Annotated in this window: 21 protein-coding genes and 1 pseudogene; 2 read left to right on the forward strand and 20 right to left on the reverse strand. The window is 59.0% G+C overall.

The genetic code is table 11. The features are described from left to right. Window positions 1-36 precede the first annotated feature (36 nt). The 9 genes from fapF to HU806_RS06750 all read right to left on the reverse strand — a co-directional run bounded on the left by fapF (window position 37) and on the right by HU806_RS06750 (window position 8165). On the reverse strand, window positions 37-1320 hold the full coding sequence (fapF, locus tag HU806_RS06710) for a fibril amyloid transporter FapF (RefSeq protein ID WP_186610642.1): 1284 nt from the start codon (window positions 1318-1320) through the stop codon (window positions 37-39). Between the two features lie 47 nt (window positions 1321-1367). Beyond that, window positions 1368-2114, reverse strand: a complete 747-nt coding sequence (gene fapE, locus HU806_RS06715; RefSeq protein WP_186610643.1) for a fibril amyloid subunit FapE — start codon at window positions 2112-2114, stop codon at window positions 1368-1370. Window positions 2115-2171: 57 nt separating this feature from the next. Next, window positions 2172-2852, reverse strand: coding sequence for a fibril amyloid maturation endopeptidase FapD (gene fapD, locus HU806_RS06720; protein ID WP_186610644.1), 681 nt, complete (start codon window positions 2850-2852; stop codon window positions 2172-2174). 66 nt (window positions 2853-2918) lie between these two features. Then, window positions 2919-3890: an amyloid-like fimbrin subunit FapC gene (gene fapC / locus HU806_RS06725; protein ID WP_186610645.1), complete on the reverse strand. Its 972-nt coding sequence runs from the start codon at window positions 3888-3890 to the stop codon at window positions 2919-2921. A gap of 60 nt (window positions 3891-3950) precedes the next feature. Next, entirely contained in the window at window positions 3951-4529 is a 579-nt protein-coding gene (gene fapB / locus HU806_RS06730) for a fibril amyloid subunit FapB (protein ID WP_186610646.1), read from the reverse strand. Between the two features lies 1 nt (window position 4530). Next, window positions 4531-4977, reverse strand: coding sequence for a functional amyloid chaperone FapA (gene fapA / locus HU806_RS06735; RefSeq protein ID WP_186610647.1), 447 nt, complete (start codon window positions 4975-4977; stop codon window positions 4531-4533). 308 nt (window positions 4978-5285) lie between these two features. Then, window positions 5286-5810, reverse strand: coding sequence for an ATP/GTP-binding protein (locus HU806_RS06740; RefSeq protein ID WP_186610732.1), 525 nt, complete (start codon window positions 5808-5810; stop codon window positions 5286-5288). Continuing rightward, on the reverse strand, window positions 5807-6370 hold the full coding sequence (pnuC, locus tag HU806_RS06745) for a nicotinamide riboside transporter PnuC (protein ID WP_186610648.1): 564 nt from the start codon (window positions 6368-6370) through the stop codon (window positions 5807-5809). The genes HU806_RS06740 and pnuC overlap by 4 nt, the downstream gene beginning before the upstream one ends. A 160-nt stretch (window positions 6371-6530) precedes the next feature. Further along, on the reverse strand, window positions 6531-8165 hold the full coding sequence (locus HU806_RS06750) for a methyl-accepting chemotaxis protein (RefSeq protein WP_186610649.1): 1635 nt from the start codon (window positions 8163-8165) through the stop codon (window positions 6531-6533). 271 nt (window positions 8166-8436) lie between these two features. On the opposite strand from HU806_RS06750, the gene HU806_RS06755 reads away from it, so the two are divergent. Together HU806_RS06755 and HU806_RS06760 are read left to right on the forward strand one after the other, a co-directional pair. Continuing rightward, on the forward strand, window positions 8437-9267 hold the full coding sequence (locus tag HU806_RS06755) for an undecaprenyl-diphosphate phosphatase (protein ID WP_186610650.1): 831 nt from the start codon (window positions 8437-8439) through the stop codon (window positions 9265-9267). Next, entirely contained in the window at window positions 9264-9686 is a 423-nt protein-coding gene (locus tag HU806_RS06760) for a DUF1294 domain-containing protein (protein ID WP_186610651.1), read from the forward strand. Before HU806_RS06755 ends, HU806_RS06760 begins: the two co-directional genes overlap by 4 nt. Before the next feature lie 24 nt (window positions 9687-9710). Here the strand turns inward: HU806_RS06760 and HU806_RS06765 are convergent, their stop codons facing one another. From HU806_RS06765 to HU806_RS06815, 11 genes and pseudogenes are all read right to left on the reverse strand, one after another. After that, window positions 9711-10388, reverse strand: a complete 678-nt coding sequence (locus HU806_RS06765; RefSeq protein ID WP_186610652.1) for a Crp/Fnr family transcriptional regulator — start codon at window positions 10386-10388, stop codon at window positions 9711-9713. Window positions 10389-10655: 267 nt separating this feature from the next. Then, window positions 10656-10850: pseudogene (locus tag HU806_RS06770) on the reverse strand (response regulator transcription factor); the annotation flags it as partial. Window positions 10851-10969: 119 nt separating this feature from the next. After that, window positions 10970-12274: an MFS transporter gene (locus tag HU806_RS06775; protein WP_186610654.1), complete on the reverse strand. Its 1305-nt coding sequence runs from the start codon at window positions 12272-12274 to the stop codon at window positions 10970-10972. Between the two features lie 46 nt (window positions 12275-12320). Beyond that, a complete protein-coding gene (moeB, locus tag HU806_RS06780) occupies window positions 12321-13448 on the reverse strand; it encodes a HesA/MoeB/ThiF family protein (protein WP_186610655.1) in 1128 nt (375 codons plus the stop codon). Between the two features lies 1 nt (window position 13449). After that, complete coding sequence (locus tag HU806_RS06785) at window positions 13450-13722, reverse strand: MoaD/ThiS family protein (RefSeq protein WP_186610656.1); 273 nt, start codon at window positions 13720-13722, stop codon at window positions 13450-13452. 3 nt (window positions 13723-13725) lie between these two features. Next, window positions 13726-14442, reverse strand: a complete 717-nt coding sequence (locus tag HU806_RS06790; RefSeq protein ID WP_186610657.1) for a hypothetical protein — start codon at window positions 14440-14442, stop codon at window positions 13726-13728. Window positions 14443-14470: 28 nt separating this feature from the next. Next, a complete protein-coding gene (locus HU806_RS06795; RefSeq protein ID WP_186610658.1) occupies window positions 14471-15172 on the reverse strand; it encodes a TfuA-like protein in 702 nt (233 codons plus the stop codon). Next, a complete protein-coding gene (locus HU806_RS06800) occupies window positions 15153-16370 on the reverse strand; it encodes a YcaO-like family protein (RefSeq protein ID WP_186610659.1) in 1218 nt (405 codons plus the stop codon). The genes HU806_RS06795 and HU806_RS06800 overlap by 20 nt, the downstream gene beginning before the upstream one ends. Before the next feature lie 90 nt (window positions 16371-16460). Beyond that, window positions 16461-16637, reverse strand: a complete 177-nt coding sequence (locus HU806_RS06805; RefSeq protein ID WP_186610660.1) for a hypothetical protein — start codon at window positions 16635-16637, stop codon at window positions 16461-16463. Window positions 16638-17092: 455 nt separating this feature from the next. After that, window positions 17093-17740 (reverse strand): two-component system response regulator NarL, encoded by a 648-nt coding sequence (gene narL / locus HU806_RS06810; protein WP_186610661.1) that lies wholly within the window; start codon window positions 17738-17740, stop codon window positions 17093-17095. Continuing rightward, window positions 17737-19536 carry a HAMP domain-containing protein gene (locus HU806_RS06815; RefSeq protein WP_186610662.1) on the reverse strand — a complete coding sequence of 600 codons (1800 nt, stop codon included), beginning with the start codon at window positions 19534-19536 and terminating at the stop codon, window positions 17737-17739. The genes narL and HU806_RS06815 overlap by 4 nt, the downstream gene beginning before the upstream one ends. Window positions 19537-19686 lie beyond the last annotated feature (150 nt).

Genomic DNA, 19686 nt, shown 5'->3' on the forward strand with positions numbered 1-19686 from the left:
GCCCTAGAAGGTTTTATTGCAAGATCATCCTGCGCGTTAGAAGTAATACGGAAATTTCAGGCTGAAGGTGAAGTCCGGCGCATCGTCGGTCAGCCCGATGGACAGGTTGGGCACGATGGTCAGGTTGTCACTGGCGGCCACGGTCATGCCGATGTTGAAATAGCCGGCATTGGCGTCGCTGGACACCACCGACTCCCAATCCCCACCGTCCTGCTTGAGCTTGCTTTTCTTCTGGATCAGGTCAGAGACCGAGAACGACATGCTCATCTTCTCGTTCAAGGCAAACGCAATGCCCGCGCCGATCTGGAAGCTGTCGCCGATCCGCACCTTGCCCGGCACTTCCTGGTTGACCGTGGAGCTGATGTCGTCGAAGGATTCTTCCAGGTTATGGGTGTAGGAAAGGCTGCCGAACAGCACCGCCGGATCAAAGGTCTTGACCAGGGAAATCCCGGGTGTGATCGACCAGACGCCGTTGCCGGTGGGCAGGTCTTCAGGCACGAACAAGTTGGTATTGGCCTGGGACTGGCGCAGCTTGATGCCGAACGGGTCCTTGCCGGTGGGCGCCTTGACCCGCAGGGTCAACACCGCATCGGGGGAGTTGATCGATTCATCCATGAACTTGTAGGCGATGCCGAAATTGACGTCGCCGATGGTGGGATCGCGGGTCACGGTTTCTTCGCTGGTGACGCCGGCCGCGCCGTTGTTCGCGCCACCGGACTGGTACGTGGATTCGCGGTAGATCACCGGCACGTTGAGGTCGAACTGCCAGCGGTTGTCGAAGTTGTAGCGACCGGTCAGGTCCAGCGTCCAGGTGTCCGCCTTGATCCGGTCGAGATTGATATTGCCCAGGAAAATCGAATCCAGCGCCAGGAAGCCGTTGAGGATCAACTGCCGGGTGTCATAGCGTGAGTAAGTCACGCCCGTTTCGAAGCTGAACTTGCCGCCGCCGAAAAAGCCGCTGGCCTCGTCGTAGAGGTTGGAGACGCTCTGCGCCGGTTGCGAGTCGTCGGCGAGCGATTGCCCGTAGCCGCTGCCGCCGGCCGTTGCGGTGCCGCTGCTGGCCATGCCCTGGTTGCCTTTCATGTCGGCCGGGGATTTGGCCAGGCGTTTGGGCGGTGGGGCGGCGGGTTGATCCTCTACCTGGCGGACGCGTTGTTCGAGTACCGCCAGGGCTTTTTGCTGGACCTCGTAGCGTTGCTTGAGCTCGAGAAGTTCCTGTTTCAGCGCCTCGATGTCGGCGTCCGGTGCCGCATGCAGCAGGGTTGCCGGGAACATCGAGGTCAAACACATCACAGCGCGCAACGATACGGATCGATACATGAAATATGCCGTCCCTAGTTAGCCCAATGTTCGGAGATCAGCGTAGTTCAATACCCGAGGTTGCGAAGCCCGCGCAGTTGCGTGAGGTTGCAGTCCAACGCTCCGGCGCTGGGGCCGTTGCTGTTCAGCACCACGTTGAGCTGAGTCATGTTGTTGACCAGGTTGCTGTTGCCCAGCAGGCGGGTGTTTTGCAGCAAGCCGCCTCGGGCCACCTGTTGCAGTGTGCCGCCCTGGTTGTGGCTGGCCTGGATCGCCATCTGCACGCCGCTGCCTGTGGCCGTGACCGCGACACTGCCGGCGGCGTTGCTGCCGCTGATGGTCTGGCCTTTGGTAAGCAGTTGGCCTTGGGTGGGCGCCAACGCAGGTGCCTGGTTGCTTTCCTTCACGTTGATGCTGACGTTGTTGTAAGCGGTATTACCGTCACCCGCGGCGCGCACGCTCTGGGTCACACCCTGGCCTGAGCCAAGGCCGGCGCCGCCGGTAATCGTGCCACTGCCCTGCTGCGGGGCGCTGCCGTTACCGGTCTGCTTGATGGTGGAGACGTAGAACTCGGGTTTGACCGTAGAGGCCTGGATCTGCATGGCACTGGAGGCGCCGATCAGGTCGCCACTGGCGTTGCGCCAAGTGCTGGTCATGACGATGCCAAAGCTGATCACCCGTCCGGGCATGACGTAACGACCGCGCAGCTCGGCGAGCTCCTGGTCCTTGACTTCGATGGGTTTGAAACCGGCGTGGGCAAGACCCGACGTCGTTGCGGCCAGGCAGGCCAGCGTGAGCCAGTATGAGCTTTTCATGTGTTGCTCCCGGAGCATCCTGCTCCTTTTGTATTTTTATTGGCAGTTGTACGGCGATTAGAAAAAGTCGCTCTGGATGAAGCCGAAATCCATCAGTTCCGCGTCCTTGACCGGGTTGAAACCGTCCAGCTTGTTACGCGCCGTCAGCGGTTGCGGTGGGCTGCGCAAGGCGTTGGTCTTGTCGTAACCGGGGCCGACGATGGCAAAGACGATGCCGTTCCAGCCCTTGATGAACTCATCATGGGCGTAGCGTTTGTGCCCCAGCACCGGGTCGGCGATGTAGACCCATTGCTTGTCGGCCCGCTGCAGCACCACGAAATGCTTGTAGCCGCGTATCTCCATCAGGACCACGACGGGGATCGTCACCGCGGCGAGTTTTTCCGGCGGTATCCGATAGCCTCGAGCGCGCATGCCGATGGTTTCCACGTAGCGCTTCATGTCCAGCATGGAAAAACCCTGGGTGCGGACCAGGTCCTGGTCGGCATTCACCAGCATGCCCTTGATGACGTGCTCTTCATCGACGTCAAGCCAGTAGGCCTGGCGCAATACGGTGGCCAGCGCGGCGGCACCGCAACTGAAATCGGTTTTTTGCTCGACGATGTCGCTGAACTTGCGTTCGCGCACGCTTTGCACCGGTTTGTAGACCAGCATGCCGCCAGGCAGGGCAGCGACAGGCATCTGCGCGGCTTCGGTCGCGCAGGCAAAACAAATGCACAGGCAAAGGGCTTTCGCACGCATGATCGATACGCCTTGGAGAAACCCAGGAAGTGAAGCCCCGTTGCCGGGGCTTCGTTTCGTGCGCGCTTACATGCAGGCCTTGCAGCCGGCCGCAATGGACAGCGAATTGCTCTGCTGGTTGCCCACGCCCGCCGACACGTTGGCGCCGCCGTTGCCGGAGAAGCCATTCATGGAGTTGGTCATGGTGGCGTTGTTGTAGACAGGGTTTTTCCAGCCGTCGCGAGTCAGCACTTGCTGGGTATTGCTACCGGCCAGTTCGAACGTCCCCACGGCGGAGAACTTGAACTTGTCGTCATCGTGACCGCCACCGTAGCCGCCTTTGTTGCCCCAGCCACCGTCGTCTTCGACGGTACCGTTGCCTTTGGCCTTGAAAGTGCCGGAAGCCTCGTAGCTGTTGGTAAGCGTAACGACCTTATCGGTCTTCACGCCTTTGTTGTCGACAACCAGGCCGGTGGAGGACTGGTCAGCCGCGGCAGAAGCCTGGGCGACACGGCCGCCCGATACAGCGATGGCCAGGTTGTTTTTCTGCTGGTTGAAATTGCCGGCGGTCACGTTGATGCCGATGTTGCCGGAGCCGTTGTTGCCTGCATTGGTGAGAGACGCGTTGTTTTGCGTGGAGTTGTTCTTCACGTAGTTGTTGTTATTGACCTGCGTGGCGCTGGAAGCCGCGACTGCCGAGCCAAAGATGAAGCTTTCATCGGCGGTGGCCAATGCGGCGGCGTTGTCTTGCTGGTTGCCGTCCCCGGCGGCGATGTTGGCACCCATGTTGCCGTTGCTGCCATTGAGCGAGTCAGTGGCTTCGGCGGTGTTGCGGGTTGCCTGGTTGGTCACGACGTTGCCGTCGCTGTTTTGCTCATCCAGCACCGTAGCCCCAGCGCCGGCACTGATAGAGAGCAATTGTTCCAGCGTCGGCCCCTTGGGACCCTGGTTGCCATGGCCATTGCCATGCCCGTTGCCGTTTCCTCCGGCCTGTGCAGCCATTGCCATGACAGCGGCGAGAGCGAAAACCAATGGTTTGAGCGCCATTGTAGGTTTCATGGTGTTTCTCCTTGCGTGTCGTTGGTTAAGTGTCGGTACTTTCTTATGTGCTGCGCCGGGTCAGTCAGCGACCCGGATGCTCAGGGTGTTAGCCATGCGGTTGCCCACCCCGGCACTCTGGTTCACCTGGATCACCCCTCGGCTGCCGGTGAAGGCCTGGTCGCCGATGGCGACCTGGCGACTGCCGGTTGGGGTGTCAGTTGCTCCTGAGTTCGGTATCAGCGCCACGTTCTGTTGGGAAAGGGCGCTGTCGTCCATGCTTTGCGGAGCGGCACTGATGCCTACCCGCATGACATTGGCCATCTGATTGTTGGCCCCGGCGGACTGGTTGACGCCCAGCACACCGTTACCGTTGCTGAAGGAGCTGCCGCCAATGCGCGCGCTCGCGTTCATTGACTGGCTGGCCGCCGTGTCGAGGCGTTGGCGCACGACCGTGGTGGCCCGGGCGCTGGTGCCGATGGCGATGGCGCGGGTATTGGTCTGCTGGATCTGGTCACCAGCGGCCTGGTTGACGTTGAAATTGCCGGTGTAGCGGCCACCGGAATTCTGCAGGTCGGCATGGCTGGTGACCGCCACGCCGGGATCGGCGAGCACGGTGGATGAGCCGAGCAGGGCGAGAGCGAGCCAGGTCGGATTCATCTCACTGGCCTCCCGCCAGCCGACCCAAAGGGGCCAGGCCGGAACTCAGCGAGCGATTGATGGTGCCCGAGATCGCGCCGCCGCTTCCGCCACCATGACCGGCGTTCATGCCGGGCATGCCGTTAGGGTTGGTCACGACATTGAGACCTTGCACGCCGGTATTCGGATTGACGGTGTTGCGGATCGTCGAACCGCTGGCGACCCCGGCGAAATCGCCGTCGCTCAGCTCGGTACTGGCAGTCGCCTGGTTGATTCGATCGGATGGATTGGCATTGACGGTGGTCGGGTAGGGATCTTTGCCACCGTTACGCCCGATATGAACCGGTTGCACGTCGCGGTCGAGTACGATGATGCCGTTGCCCTCGGCCTGCACCGGTAGGCTGAGCGTCGCGCCGGCGGCGCAGCCAATCACCAACAGACAGGTCAAGCTTCTGTTGAAAGTCCCCATGACATCATTTCCTTCTTCACTGGACGCTGGCCCTAGTCAGCGTTGCGAAGGGGAAGAGCAGGTGTTGTGCCGGATTCTGGAAAATCAATGGTTTCAATGGCTTGGCTGATGAGGAAGGTTTCCATGGCGAAACCTGTTTCATCGTTGAGACAGCCTCATGGGCTGCAAAGGGCCATCTGCTGTCGTTTGGCTATGATTCCAGCCACGGGGCAGGGTGTTTCAGTGACTTGACAGTCAGGGCCGGAACGCCGGGAGGTGGCGCTGGATCCGGGTTTGAGGCCGTCGTGATGTTTCAGGGATGAAACATCTCAAGCCTGGAGGAGGTGGGAAACCGCTGCAAACACCTGCTCGCGACGCTGCGCCCAGTCGCCCTCGACTTTGAGGAACGCTTGCCGATGGCGCATCAGCCAGTGCTCGATTGCCTCGAAAAACGCCAGCCGTTCCGTCAGCGCTGGCTGGCAGCGCTGACCATCGCCGATCCATTCGACCTGCTCGGGGCTGAGCAGCAGGTGCAGGTCGTAGTGGCGTGCCAGCAAGGCCGGTTCGAGCCAGTCCGGGCAATCGCCAAAGAGGGTCCGGCTCCAGAGAATATTGCTCAGCAGGTGAGTGTCGAGGATCAGCAATGCTGGCTGCCTGGCGCGGGCCGCATCTTCCCAGGCCAGTTGCCCGGTGGCGATGTCGGGGATGTCGGCCAGGCAGGTATCACGCTGGGTTCGTTGCATGAAATAGCGCACGTACTCATCTACCCGCACGCCACCGAAGTGCGCCTGCAACTGCCCCGCCAACCAACTCTTGCCGCTGGATTCCGGGCCGGTCAGCACCACCACTTTCATGTGCGCAGCGCCGGGTCGGCGCGCCATTCCCGCCAGCCTTGCACGGCCAGCAGGGTGAACAGGGCATAGAGCGCGGCGGTAAGGTGCAGGCCCTTGTAGATGAACAGGCCAACGAAAATCACATCCAGGACGATCCACAGCGGCCAGCACTGCACGCGTTTCTGCGCCATCCACCATTGGGCGACCAGGCTGAAACCGGTGAGCGCCGCGTCGAGCCAGGGTTGGGCGGCATCGGTCCACTGCGCCATGGCGCCCCCCAACAGCAAGCTGCCCGCCGCACCGATGGCCAGGCCGAGCAACACCGAGGGTCCGCCGAGGCGCGTCACCTGCCGTCCGTGATGGTTGCCGCCAGCGCGGGTCCACTGCCACCAGCCGTACAGTTGCAGCACGGCATAGACCCCTTGCAACAGCATGTCGGAGTACAACTTCACCTCGAAGAAAATCCAGCTGTACAGCAGCACCATGACCAGGCCGATCGGCCAGCACCAGGGATTCTGCTTGACGGTCAACCAGACAGCGATCACGCCGAGGGCTGCGGCAAACAGTTCAAGCCCGGACATGGTTGTTCCTTGGGGAAGTCGGAGAGGGCGGGGATTGTAAACGTAATGGCGCGGGCAGCTCCAATACCAATGTTGAATGGGCTGCCGCTATGGCGAGCAAGGGATTACGATCGTTCCCACGCTCCTGCGTGGGAACGATCAATACGGGCCCAAATAGTCCTTAGACCCGAAACTGCTTGAGCAGCCCGTTGAGCTGTTCGCTCAGCCCTTTGAGGCGCGCGCTGGCCAGGCTTGACTGTTCCGCCGCCACCGCGGTGCTGTGGGACAGGCCGGCGGCTTGGGTGACGTTCTGGTTGATGTCTTCCACGACGTGGGCCTGTTGCAGGGTGGCGCTGGCGATGGAGGCGTTCAGGCTGTTGAGGTTGCGCAGGGCCTGGCCGATGGCGTTGAGGCTCGCGCCCGCGAGGCCGGCCTGCTCGATGGTCAGTTGCGAGGCGCGGCTGCTGTCACTGATGACTTTCACGGCGGCTTCGGAGTGATTTTGCAGGCGCTCGATCATGGCCTGGATTTCTGCGGTGGATTTTTGTGTGCGCTGGGCCAGCAGGCGCACTTCATCGGCCACCACGGCAAACCCGCGGCCCTGTTCACCGGCACGAGCGGCTTCGATGGCCGCGTTGAGCGCCAACAGGTTGGTCTGCTCGGCAATCGAGCGGATCACTTCCAGCACGCTGCCGATCTGGGTGCTTTCGCTGGCCAGGGTGCGAATCACTTCCACGGCCTGATCGATGGTCTGGGAGAGGCGGTCGATCTGCTGCAAGCTGCCATCGATATTGACCTGGCCTTGCTGGGCCTGGGATTCGGCGTCGCGCATTTCGCTGGCGGCGTGTTCGGCGTTTTTCGCCACGTCCTGCACGCCGTAGGTCACTTCGTTGATGGCGGTCGCCACCAGTTCCATTTGTTGCGACTGTTGTTGGCTGCGCTGCTGGGCTTGCGCGGCATCGTTGCCCAGTTCGTTGGACGATTGTCCCAATTCACTGGCCGAAACCTGCAACTGGCTCACCACTTGGCGCAACTTGGCGGTAAAGGCATTGAAGTGCCGCGCCAGTTGGGTGACTTCGTCCTGGCCGTGGGTATCGAGGGTGCGGGTCAGGTCGCTCTCGCCGCTGGCGATGTTGGCCATGGCGTTTACGGTTTCCTGTAGCGGCCGGACGATGCTGCGTACGATCAAGGTCAAGAACAGGCTCATGATCAGCGTGATTGCCAGCCCGATCAACGAAGCCTTGATCAACTGGGACTGGAATTCGGCTTGCACGTCATCCACGTAGACACCCGAGCCGATGATCCAGCCCCAGGGCTCGAACAACTTGACGTAGGAAGTCTTGCCGACCGGCGCTTCTGCACCCGGTTTCGGCCAGAGGTAGTTGATCATGCCGGCGCCCTTGGCCTTGGCGATGGCAACCATCTCGTTGAACAACGCATAACCGTTCGGGTCACGGATCGCCGAGAGGTTCTGGCCTTCGAGTTTCGGATTGGTTGGGTGCATGACCATGACTGGCGTCAGGTCGTTGATCCAGAAGTAGTCGCTCTGGTCATAACGCAGGCCGCGCACCGCGCTGAGGGCTTGCTTCTGTGCCGCCTCGCGGGTCAGAGTGCCGGCGGTTTCCAGCCCATGGTAATAGGTCAACACGCCACTGGCGGTCTGGACCACGTGCTGGGTCTTCTGCACTTTGGCCTGATACAGATCCGTGTGGATCTGCTTGAGCATGAACGCCCCCAGCGTGAACAACATCACGATGGACACGATCAGGATGAGCCACAAGCGTCGGCTGATCGATACATTGCGCAAGCTATTCATACGCTGTCACTCCGGTTTCTTATTCTTGTCATTATCGACGACGGCACTCTAACGCTCGGCGCCTGGGCGTGGTTGACCTGAGTCATGACGCGGCAGCGTTATCAGGGCTTGTCTGATAGGATTTCGGCCCCGCAGCGCAAAACCTGAGCCCGTTCTGATTTTTCATTGGTTTTTTTTGAAAGGTCGCGGTTATCGTGCAGCCGCTGCGTGCACCTGCGTACCGCTTTAATATTGATAAGGCCCGAACGAACGGGCCTTTTTTGGGGGATGAATGGATTTGTGGACTGCCTTTTCGGCACTGATTCTTGGCGTGGTCGAGGGCCTGACGGAGTTCTTGCCGATTTCCAGCACGGGGCACCAGATCGTTGTCGCTGACTTGCTGGGGTTCGGTGGCGAGCGTTCGATGGCGTTCAATATCATCATCCAGCTCGGGGCGATCCTGGCGGTGGTCTGGGAATTCCGGCGCAAGATCTTCGAGGTGGTGCTGGGCTTGCCGACTCAGCCCAGCGCCCGTCGGTTTACCGTTAACCTGCTGATTGCGTTTTTCCCCGCCGTGATACTTGGCGTACTGCTTGCCGACTGGATCCACCACTACCTGTTCAACCCGATCACCGTCGCCGCGGCGCTGGTGGTGGGTGGCTTCGTGATGCTTTGGGCCGAGAAGCGCCAACACCGCGTGCACGCCGAGACCGTGGACGACATGACGTGGAAGGACGCCCTGAAAGTCGGCCTGGCCCAGTGCATCGCGATGATTCCCGGCACTTCCCGCTCCGGGGCAACCATCATCGGCGGCCTGCTGTTCGGCCTGTCGCGCAAGACGGCTACCGAGTTTTCGTTCTTCCTGGCGATGCCGACCATGGTCGGTGCCGCGGTTTATTCGGGCTACAAATACCGCGAACTGTTCGTCCCGGCGGACTTCCCGGTGTTCGCCATTGGCTTCGTCACGGCGTTCATCTTTGCCATGATCGCGGTCAAGGGGTTGCTTCGCTTCATCGCCAGCCACAGCTACGCGGTGTTCGCCTGGTATCGGATCGCGTTCGGCCTGTTGATCCTGGCAACCTGGCAATTTGGCTGGGTGGACTGGACAGCGGTCAAGCCATGAACGATTCAGGCAGGCGCGCCGGGCATCAAGCCGGCGGGCCCGTGCAGAACCTGCGATTGAAACTGGCTGTGTTTGCGTTGCTCTGCGCCTTGCCATTGTCCGGCTCGCTCTTGCTCGGGCTGCAAGGCGAGTCGTGGGTGCCGATGGTCGCTTATGGCATCGTCAGTGTGGTGGCATTTTTGTTGTACTGGAGCGACAAGCGCAAGGCGCGTTCCGACGCCTGGCGCACCCCGGAGAACGTGCTGCACGCCGTGGAACTGGCGGGCGGCTGGCCCGGCGCGCTGCTCGCCCAGCAGCTGTTTCGCCACAAGACCCGCAAGGTGTCGTTCCAGGTGGTGTTCTGGTTCATTGTGTTGCTGCACCAGGGATTCTGGCTCGACCAGTTGTTCTTGGGTGGGCATCTATTGGCGTGGGTCTAGGCCCCTAAAGGGCCGGCTGCCGAGTTATTGCTGGTAATCCACCAGTTCATCCTCAGCCAGGATGCGAATGTTACGTCGCTCCATGGCAATCAACCCGCCATCGACCAGACGATGGAGGATCCGTGAAAAGGTCTCCGGCTGGATGCCCAGCTTGGAGGCCACCAAGCGCTTGGATACTTGCAGCACCAACTGGCCGTCACGGGGGTCGCGCTCCTGCAACAGGAAATTGATGACCCGTCGGCTGGCGCTGGCCAGGGTCAGGTTGTCGATGTCCTTGAGGCGTTGGTGCAGGTGGATGCTCATGCTGGCCAGGATCGCCAGGCAGACCTTGGGCTGGTCTTCCAGGGCCTTGCGGTAATGGGTACCTTCGATGCTCACCAGCACGCTGTCCTTGATCGCCGCCGCGCTGACCGGGTAACAACGGGCCTGGCTGAACAGCAGGGCCTCGGCAAAGGTCTGGCCGGGCTGGATGATTTCCACCAGGTTTTCCTGGCCTTCGCCCGTGACACGGAACAATTTGACCTGGCCGCTGACCAGCAGGAAGAACCGCCTGGCCGGGTCGCCCTGATGCATGAGGGTGCTGTTGCAGGGCAGCCGCTTGAGTACGGCCAGGTTGCACACGTCTTCGAAAACCCGTTCCGGCAATTGGCTGAACAGGTGATGACGACGCAACAGTAGAACGATGGAAGGGTGGGTCAGCATGGCGTACCTCCGCGTGCCGTCATGGTAGGGCCCAACTCGCAGTCGGCCTATGCCTCGGCAGGCCTACCTCGGAAGAGGGATGAGGCGTCACTGCCGACGCAATTTTCGTGGCGAGGGAGCTTGCTCCCGCTGGGTTGCGTAGCAACCCCAAAAAGGTTCAATGCGATCGACCTGACCCACCTCAGCGGCTGAACCAGGGGCCGCTGCGCAGCCCAGCGGGAGCAAGCTCCCTCGCCACGGGGTAGGTGCCTATCCATCAACCTCGGTTCAGCCCGCCCCGCGCAAATGCTCCATCGCCCACACCGCCGCTTCGACCCTTGAGCGCAGGCCGAGCTTGTGCAGCAGGTTCTTGACGTGGACCTTGACCGTACCCTCGGTGATGCCCAGCTTGTGGCCGATGACCTTGTTGCTGTAGCCGCCGGCGATGGTCCTGAGGACTTGGCGCTCGCGTTCGGTCAGTTCCACGTCGGCTTGGCGAGGTGACGAACCTGCTGGCCGATTACAACGCCTTGATGGCCTGCGGCGCCGACGCATGGTGAAAGGCAACTCCGTTTGTAAGAGGCGGGGTACGGCGAGGTACGTCAGTACGCAAACGCTTTAGGGTATTTGTCCAGATAGGCATCATCGAGCTGCGTATCCTGGGAACGCATGAAAGATTTGAAGTCGGGTACCAGAAAAACCAGCAGAGACAACAGCAGCACCATGACGCCCAGCAGCGTGATTGTCAGTGCGACCCCCAGATAGGCGATCAGGGTGTTCATCGCGAAACTGCCCAAGGGGCTGGCCGCCGCAGACAGAAATGAAACCGTGGCAAAAATCCGGTTGCGATGGAGCTTTGGCGTTGCCAGCAACCTCACAGCGCAGGTGGGGATGTTAATCAACATCAGGCCGACGCCGCCGCAGAAAAAGGCCACGGGCACCATGAACGACGATGAAACGGTCCCGACCACCACCAGGTTGCACCCCAGTAATGCAAAACCTGCGGACACACACATGTCACGGGGGACCCGGTCGGATAACCAGCCGATGATCTTGTAACTGCCCGCCAGAATGCCCAGCCCGAAGCACGAATCCAGAAGACCGATGTAAGTGACCGGGTACTGGATGACGTCCTTTACATACAGTGGGATCAGGATGGTGAAGAACGGAAAGAGGGCAAAGTTGATCAGCATTGCAATGATGGCCAGGTAAAATTCGACTTTCACTCCGTAAACCACTTTGAAGCCGGAATAGATCATGCTGAAGCCGCTGGCACCCGGGGCTTTTTCGCCTTGGTCAGTGGCACCGATGGGGCTTGGGATGGTTGCGATCAACGCCCCGGCGATGAGAATCGCAAAAAAATCGGCGGCAAAGGCTAACGTGATCCCGAACCCGTAAATCAACCCGCTGGCCAGTACCGGCCCCAGCAGAATGGAAAAGGACGACATCACGCTTTTGGTCCGGAAGGCCAGGGAGACTTTATCGTCGTCTGCAAACAAAGGAATGATCGACGCCTGGAGAGGGTCGCGTACGCCGACGATCGCACTGCTGATCATCATCAGCGCGCCCACCGTCCAGGGGTTGAACGACCCCGTGGCGGACAGCACCACCATCAACAGCGCTGTCAGCAGGCTGATCCATGAGGCCACCTTGATGATCAGGATTTTGTTGTACTTGTCCCCCAGCCACCCCAGCAGGGGTTTGGCTAACACCTCCGCCGCGATGGAGCAGGCAATCATGTTGGCGAAGTAGAGCGCAGAGCCTGTTTCCTGCAAGGCCCACCAGGCCACCGCCAGTTGATTGCACCGTCCCCCCAGAACCATCAACAAAAAGCTGAATTGCACTTTCAGAAGACGCCGGTCGATGCCGGGAAAGCCCCACGTAATGCCAGAAAAATTTGCACTCATTGACGTACCTTTGATCCGGATAAGGTGGCTGCGCAATCAGGGGCGTTCAAAAAACGACGGGGTAACGTTCATCAGGGTAAATCTCCAGATATCGCTCGATGCCACCCTCAAGGCTATAGAGTTCTGCTTCCTGGTTGATGGTACGAACTGCCAGAAGGGCCGCCTTGCTCCTGATGCCGGATTTGCAATAGAAAACGATACGGCGGGCGGTTTCGAGTTCTTCCTGGCGCTTGATGATGTCTTTGAGCGGAATCAGTCTGCCACCTAGCGAACCTTGCTGGTGCTCGCTGACATCGCGCACATCGACCAGTTGAAATGGCTCTTGTGTCGCTATCCAGTCATGCAGGGTGTCGGGTGATAGCCAGTCGCTGTCGCGCCACGCAGGCGTGGTCGTAGCACCAAGTGTTCTCGCAGGGGGCCGGTCCCGTTTTTTTTTGTTGATATTCAACAGGTGGAAGGTGTTGTCCAGGCAGTCGATAGACAACAATTGCCCGCTCAATGGCTCCCCGACACGGAGGATGAGCTTGAGTACTTCATTGGCCTGAAAGCAACCGAGCAAGCCAGGTATGACGCCCAGAATGCCCGCTTCCGAACAGTTTTGTGTCAAGTGCGGTGGCGGCGGTGTTTCGAACAGATCCCGGAAGCACGGCCCCCATTGTTGAGTGTGCCGGTTGTAATAATTAAATACCGACACCTGTCCCTCGAACTGACTGATTGAGGCATAGATCATCGGTTTTTCACACTCGATACAGGCGTCACTCATGAGGTATTTGGCGGCGAAGTTATCAGTGGCGTCGACGATGATGTCGTATTCCGCCAGCAGCGACAGCACGTTGTCCGGGTTCAGCGTCGTGGCAACGGTGTGGACGACGATGTCGGGGTTCAACTGGTTGATGCGGCGCTTGGCTGCCAACACTTTCAGGTCGCCTACATCGGCAATCGTATAAAGAATTTGTCGGTGCAGATTGCTCACGTCGACGATGTCGTTATCAACGACGCCGATCGTCCCGACGCCAGCACCTGCCAGGTACAGGAGTACCGGGCAGCCCAACCCCCCGGCGCCGACCACCAGCACCTTGCTGTCTTTGAGGCGCTGCTGCCCCTGGGCGCCGACCTCACTGAGGATGATTTGGCGGGCGTAACGGGAGGTGTCCGTCTTCAGGTTGCATTGCATGTCAGCCACCTGCCACTGCGTTGATCAGAATCAATTGCGCGTTACTGTCCAAGGGACAACGGCGGTCATGCTCACTAGTCACGAGCATGCCGTCGACGAACAACCCCACGAACGGCAGCGGGTACAGATCCTCAGAGAAGACCGGGCCAATCAGATCGGGAAATCGTGCGGTTAGGTTGTTCAGCACATCGCTGACACACAAGCCCTCCGTAACGTGTGTTTTATGCTGTTCGGTGTAGTGCATGAACTGCCGGGGAAAGTGTACGACGGCCATGGGTCATCCTTGAATGGTGTCAGTTGTCAGGTCGCTGGAAAACGCATCCAGCCTGGAGGTGATCAGTTTTCCGATTTCGGACAGTTCGGCCGAGGCCTGGAGAGTGGCCAGACTTTTGAGGAAGTACTGATGCAAGTAGTCGAGTCGTTCGGGACGAGCTCGCACGGAACCGCTGATCAGCAACCGCTGGTGGTAGTTCACGGCGCTGACCGCAAACAGGCAAGCCAGCAAGACACCCCTAGGGTTCTTGCCTCCGGTTCCTGATGGCAGTATGTAGTCGTTCGAACTGTCCTTGAGCTGGAAGTCGTAAATCTCAGCGATCAAACTGGACCAGATATGGGACAGTTCGTGCACCAGTAACTCTTCAAGGTCCGTCATGCTGGTAAACGCGGCTTCGCCCAGAAACATTTGTTGCGGCAACACAGGATTGGTCAGGCTGACTTGTTGAGTTAGCAACTTATGTATATTAACCGGCAGGTCCAGTAATCTGGGCCATTCCGGCAGCAAGGCTTTGAGGTTGCTCTTCGCTTCGGCCAACATGATCTGCTCGGCGTTACCCAGCGCTTGATGGGGTGGAAACACGGGCGCACCTTCGACGTGCCGAATATACAGTGTAGTGGCAAAGTCTGGTTGCAAATAGGTGGTTAAAGGTAACTCGCCTCCCTCGATATTTTTACGTACAACGGCGACGAGCGTTAAAAGTTTTGTGCTATTGAACATGGGGTGCACAAAGGGCAAGCCATTTATTTCACACAGTATCTCTGATGGCGACATTCTGTTTCACCGTTCTCGTCCATGGTTGTAGTTTGAGAAAATCGATCAAGTCCAGGCTCTTTATTCTGTAGGCAGAAAAGTTGGCCAGGGCGTTGTCTATTTGTTTCTCCGCGACAGGGAGCGCCAGCAAGGCTTCTTTCAAACAGTTTAGTGTTCGATGTCCGTACCACATGTTTTTCAGGTAGTGAAGTAGGTGCTGTTCTTGTGCTGACGTAATGATCTGTTCAGTCGTCCACTGTCCTAAAAACTGCCTGATATGAATAAGTGGTTCGCTGAGTGAAAGAAAGGGCTCTTGTGCTTGATGTATCAGGGTCACTTCGTCGTCGGACATCTCGGGATCGCTGGCGAATTGTCGATACACTTCACCAAAGCCTGTCATTCCCAGCGTATCCATTTCACAGGCGCGAATGGCACCCATGGACGACAATCCCCAGATGCGCCAACCCGCGCCCAGGGCATCAAGTATCTCGGCATGGCCGACGGCAGGGTGAGCATGGAACACGCCATCGACAATGGCGAGGTTCGAAGGGGGCGATTGCGCCACCAGGCGTTCGATATCGCCGCGCTTGACGGGCGGGCGTAACACCAGGCCATCACCGCACAGTAATTGACTGTCTATTCCTTGAAGGGAGGGGCCCGCAAACAGCGTGCATGCCTCAAGCGCTTTGTTTGACATACGTAAGTAACCTCGGACCGACCCTTTTCAAACCGGGTTCAAAGGCTTCAAGCCCCGGAATAATGATTCTGACCACAGCGATGTCGTCCGTCGCTTTACTGAGCACAACCCTTAGCACGGTACTGAGCCCGATACTTTGCAACCGCTCAATGAGCAACTCCCAGGCCGATTCGATCGTGGGGATCGCGGCTTCCTGGCAGTCGATGGAGGAGTAATCGATCATCTGATCCCGGGAAGTGGCCACGGTACGCAACCGTGAGATGGCCTGAAGTTCGACCGAACGGCCCTTCTTCTCGAAGTATTTGACGCGCTCGATGATGTCGTCCCGGCCCCCGTGGATGTGGCTTAAACGGCTTTGGGCCGCCTCGCAGATAGCCCGGATCAAGGCGATTTCCTTGATGGGATGTAACCCTGAACCGGTGGCCACAGAGATGGGCGCCTGGGAGGACTCTTCCATGATAAAAGCCTGAAAGTAGGCCAGGCCAAAACAGTTCTCTGTGTAACGAACCGACAGGCTTAATCCCGCGTCATTGATTTTATTGATGAGGGAGTCGGTTTCTGCGCAGTAGCGGTCCAGATTGACGAGGCAGGAGCGGTCATGCAGGTGATTAAAGGCTTGAACATCGCGCTCCATGAGTTCGCAAACAGCGTGTACCGAGGCTTCCACCAGGTCATTGCCTGAAGCCAAGCCACTGGAGCTTTCCCCGAAGAGTTGTTGCCCGGGGTTTTCGGGGTAGGGAATGAACACCAGTTCGGCGGGTGCAAGCACCATTTGCTTGCGCAATACATCCTCAACTTCGATGGCCATGACGAGCGAATCAGCATCGGCAGAGAAGCCATACAACATGCAGAACTGATTGAAAACTATTCGTCCTTCGTGGCTTTCAATGAGTTGCCTCGGCGTGGTCTTTAACAGCTTCAGTTGCGCCGTGTTGTATTGCGCAAGGCTGAACTCGATGGCTTCCATGTACGCGCCTATCTTGGCTTCCGCTGATCTGAGGCCTTTACCAGCATTTACGCACAGCGAACCCTTCAATGCATCGGGTCGTATACTGGCAAATACCGGAATTCCAATACGGTCCAGCCAGGTTGTGTCGGTTACTCGGGTAATGCCCAAGCGCGGGGCTATATTGCTGGCGATAATTTTTAATGTTTCTTCGGCGCTGCGGCGTCGAAGGCTCGAACTAAGTCTGTGCATAATTGGTCACCTTTGACTGATGAAAGGTATAAGCAAGCATTATGTTCGACACAATAGGAAGCGGGAGGGAATGACTTCCCTCCCGTTTATTCAGGCTGCGACTTTAACGTCTTCAGCCAGAGCCAGCGTCAAGACGTTGTTATTCGACTGATGTGCCACAAAACCGGCGTGCATCAGGCTTTCATCGTTCAGAATGACGGAAAACTTCTCCGCGGTTTCTGTGTCCAGTTCAAGCTCGAAGTTTGCATCGTTAACTATAGAGCCCATTTCATTTATCCTGTCCGTAATATTGCGTTGAGAAAATTTGTTGCGCAACACCAATGAGATTTGCAGGTATTTGAGATTGCGCCAACTAAAACTAATTTCAGGATGTTGCGACTTTATGTCGTCGCGGAGACGTTGCGAGCTTTCTGAAATTAGTTGGGCTGATTGTGGGAATTGGCTTACAGGTTCTTAGGAAAGGTATAGTGCTATCTAAGGATGGATCTTAGGATGGGTCTCGGGAGTTTCTGTAAGTAGTTTCCGAAATCTTTTAGTTTCTTGGCTCGTTGTCTCAGGCAAGATTAGATTTGCGGTATCGGTTGAGCTGATTTAAAAAAAAGAATAAAAGCAAGTGCGTTCTGACTGACATGCCGTGGCTACAGGTTTTAGGACCGCTTTGCGGTCCAGCGGGAGCAAGCTCCCTCGCCACGGGTAGTATTAATTCATGGGCTCCAGAGGGTTCAGCCCGCCCCGCGCAAATGCTCCATCGCCCACACCGCCGCTTCGACCCTTGAGCGCAGGCCGAGCTTGTGCAGCAGGTTCTTGACGTGGACCTTGACCGTGCCTTCGGTGATGCCCAGCTTGTGGCCGATGACCTTGTTGCTGTAGCCGCCGGCGATGGTCCTGAGGACTTGGCGCTCGCGTTCGGTCAGTTCCACGTCGGCTTGGCGTGGCGGCGAGCGCAGGGCCTGGGCCATGACGCGGGTCAGGCCGGGACTGATCACCAGGGCGCCGCCGAGCGCGTCGCGGATGTACTGGATCAACAGCTCCGGTTCCATGTCCTTGAGCAGGTAACCGTTGGCGTCCAGGCGCAGGGCATCGCGGATATCGTCCTCGGCGTCCGATACCGTGAACAGCAGCACCTTGCCGGTGTAGTTCATGGCCCGCAGGCGGCGCAGGGTCTCGATGCCATTCATCTGCGGCATGTTGTTGTCCAGCAGCACCAGGTCGGGCTTGAGCGGTTCGATCAGTGCCAAGGCTTCTTCGCCGTGGCTGGCCTCGCCGACGATCTGCAGATCGTCTTCGAGTTCGAGCATCTGGCGAATTCCGCGACGCATCATCGGGTGGTCGTCGACCAGCAGCAGGGTGTGACGCAGGGGGGCGTTCATGTTGCGATGCCTTCGGGGTGGTGCCCCAGGAATTCCGGTTGGAAGCACACCTGGATACGGGTGCCCTGGGGCGTTCGGGAGAGAATCTGCAGTTCGCCGCGCAGGCTGCGGGCGCGTTCGTTCATGATGTTCAGGCCGTGGTGCTCGCGCTGGTCCACCTCACCGCTGAAACCCCGGCCGTCGTCTTCGATGGACAGGCGCACGGTCTCGCCATCCTGGCGCAGTTCCAGCCAGGCGTTTTCTGCGTGGGCGTGGCGCAGGCAGTTGGACAGCGCCTCACGGGTGATTTGCAGAATGTGGATTTGCTCGCTGGCCGTCAGCTCGAAGGCCAGGGTATCGATGAACAGGTGCACCTTGAAGTCGCCCCGGTTGGAGAATTCCTCGGCGGTGTCCTGGAGCTCCTCGACCAGCCCGTCGTCGCGTATCTGCAAGCGAAAGGTGGTCAGTAATTCGCGCAGTTGGCGATAGGCATTGTTGAGTCCCTCACGCAGCTCGCCAGTGACAGCCTCCAAGGTCTGCACCGGTTCGCCGCGACGCATCAGCGTCTGCATGCGGCTGACTTGCAGCTTCATATACGACAGGGCCTGGGCGAGGGAGTCGTGCAGTTCCCGGGCGATGATCGTGCGCTCGTCGAGCAGCAACAGGCGATGGTCCTGTTCACGCTGGCGCTTGAGTGACAACGTGGTGCCGATGAGATTGGCCAAGGCCTGGATCAACGCGGTTTCCCACGGTTGGGCCGCATGGCCATCGACAAAATGCGCCTTGAGTTCACCCAGTTCATTGCCCTGGTTGCTGATGCTGAAAGCTTGCGGACGCGCGGCGTTGTGTTTGTGGCAACTGGCGCAATCGCTGCTGGCACAGACCTGGCGGCTGGCGGCGCCATGCAGGGCCAACAGGTGCCTGGCCGGTGCCTGCAATTGCCCTTGCAGGCATAGCGTCAGGCGCAGGCCGGGCAAGCGCTGCTGGAACCGTCGGATCAGCTCATCCAGGCCCTCGGCATTGGCCTGGCGCGTCGCCAGGCTGCGACTGCTCTGGTAGAGCAATTCGAGCGCGCCGTTGGCTTGTTGCAGGTTCAACGTTTTCTGCTGCACCTGGTTTTGCAGGGTGCGGTGGGATTGCTCGATCGTCTCGGCCATGGTGTTGAAACTCGTCGCCAACTGGCCCAGCTCATCTTCGGACTGATGGTTGACCCGCACCTGGAATTCGCCACGGCGAAAACGCTGGGTGGCGTCCACCAGTTCCTGCAACGGCGTGACCACCCCGTATTGCAATTCGTACAGGCCGATCAGCAGGATGATCATGGTGCTGAACAGTGCGATGCCCTGGATTGCCTGTTGCCAGCCTTGTTTATGTTCACTCTGGCGTTGCAGCAGGGTGACGAACTGGTCCAGCTGCTCGACGAACGAGCTGGCGCTGGTCTGGAAGAATGCCGAGTCGCCGCGTTCGATGGCCGGACGCAAAGTCTGGTTCCAGCGTTGCAGCAGGTCGCGATAGCTCTTGTGCAGGGACGTTTGCGGTCCGTCTTCAAGCACTGCCCGCAGCGATGGACTGTCGAGGCGCTGCTGCAGGCTGTCGATAATCACCGGGATATCGTCGTTGGCTCCCGCCGCCAGTTTCCAGCTCAGGTGGTAGGTCTCCATGCGCACCGAGCCGGCGGTGTTGATAGCTGCCGCGTCGCCCTGGCTGAACCAGGCGATCAATCCAGCGCTCAAGGAACTGGCCAGGGCCAGGATGGCGATCAGGATCACCGCCAGCCCGGCGCGAGCGGGCAGGGAGCTGCGCAGCCAGCTCATCATTGAGGCTGACTGCGCATGAAAATCTGCAACTCGAACATGAGCGACGCCTGGATCTGGGGTGTAGCCGCCGATCCTGGGCGCACTACCTCTAAAGAGTTGTCGGCCGTTCCGTTTCCATGAAAGCTTTGGCTGACTATCTCAAGGCATTGA

The organism is Pseudomonas sp. SWRI154 (genome assembly GCF_014268645.1).
GTDB classification, from domain to species: domain Bacteria; phylum Pseudomonadota; class Gammaproteobacteria; order Pseudomonadales; family Pseudomonadaceae; genus Aquipseudomonas; species Aquipseudomonas marvdashtae.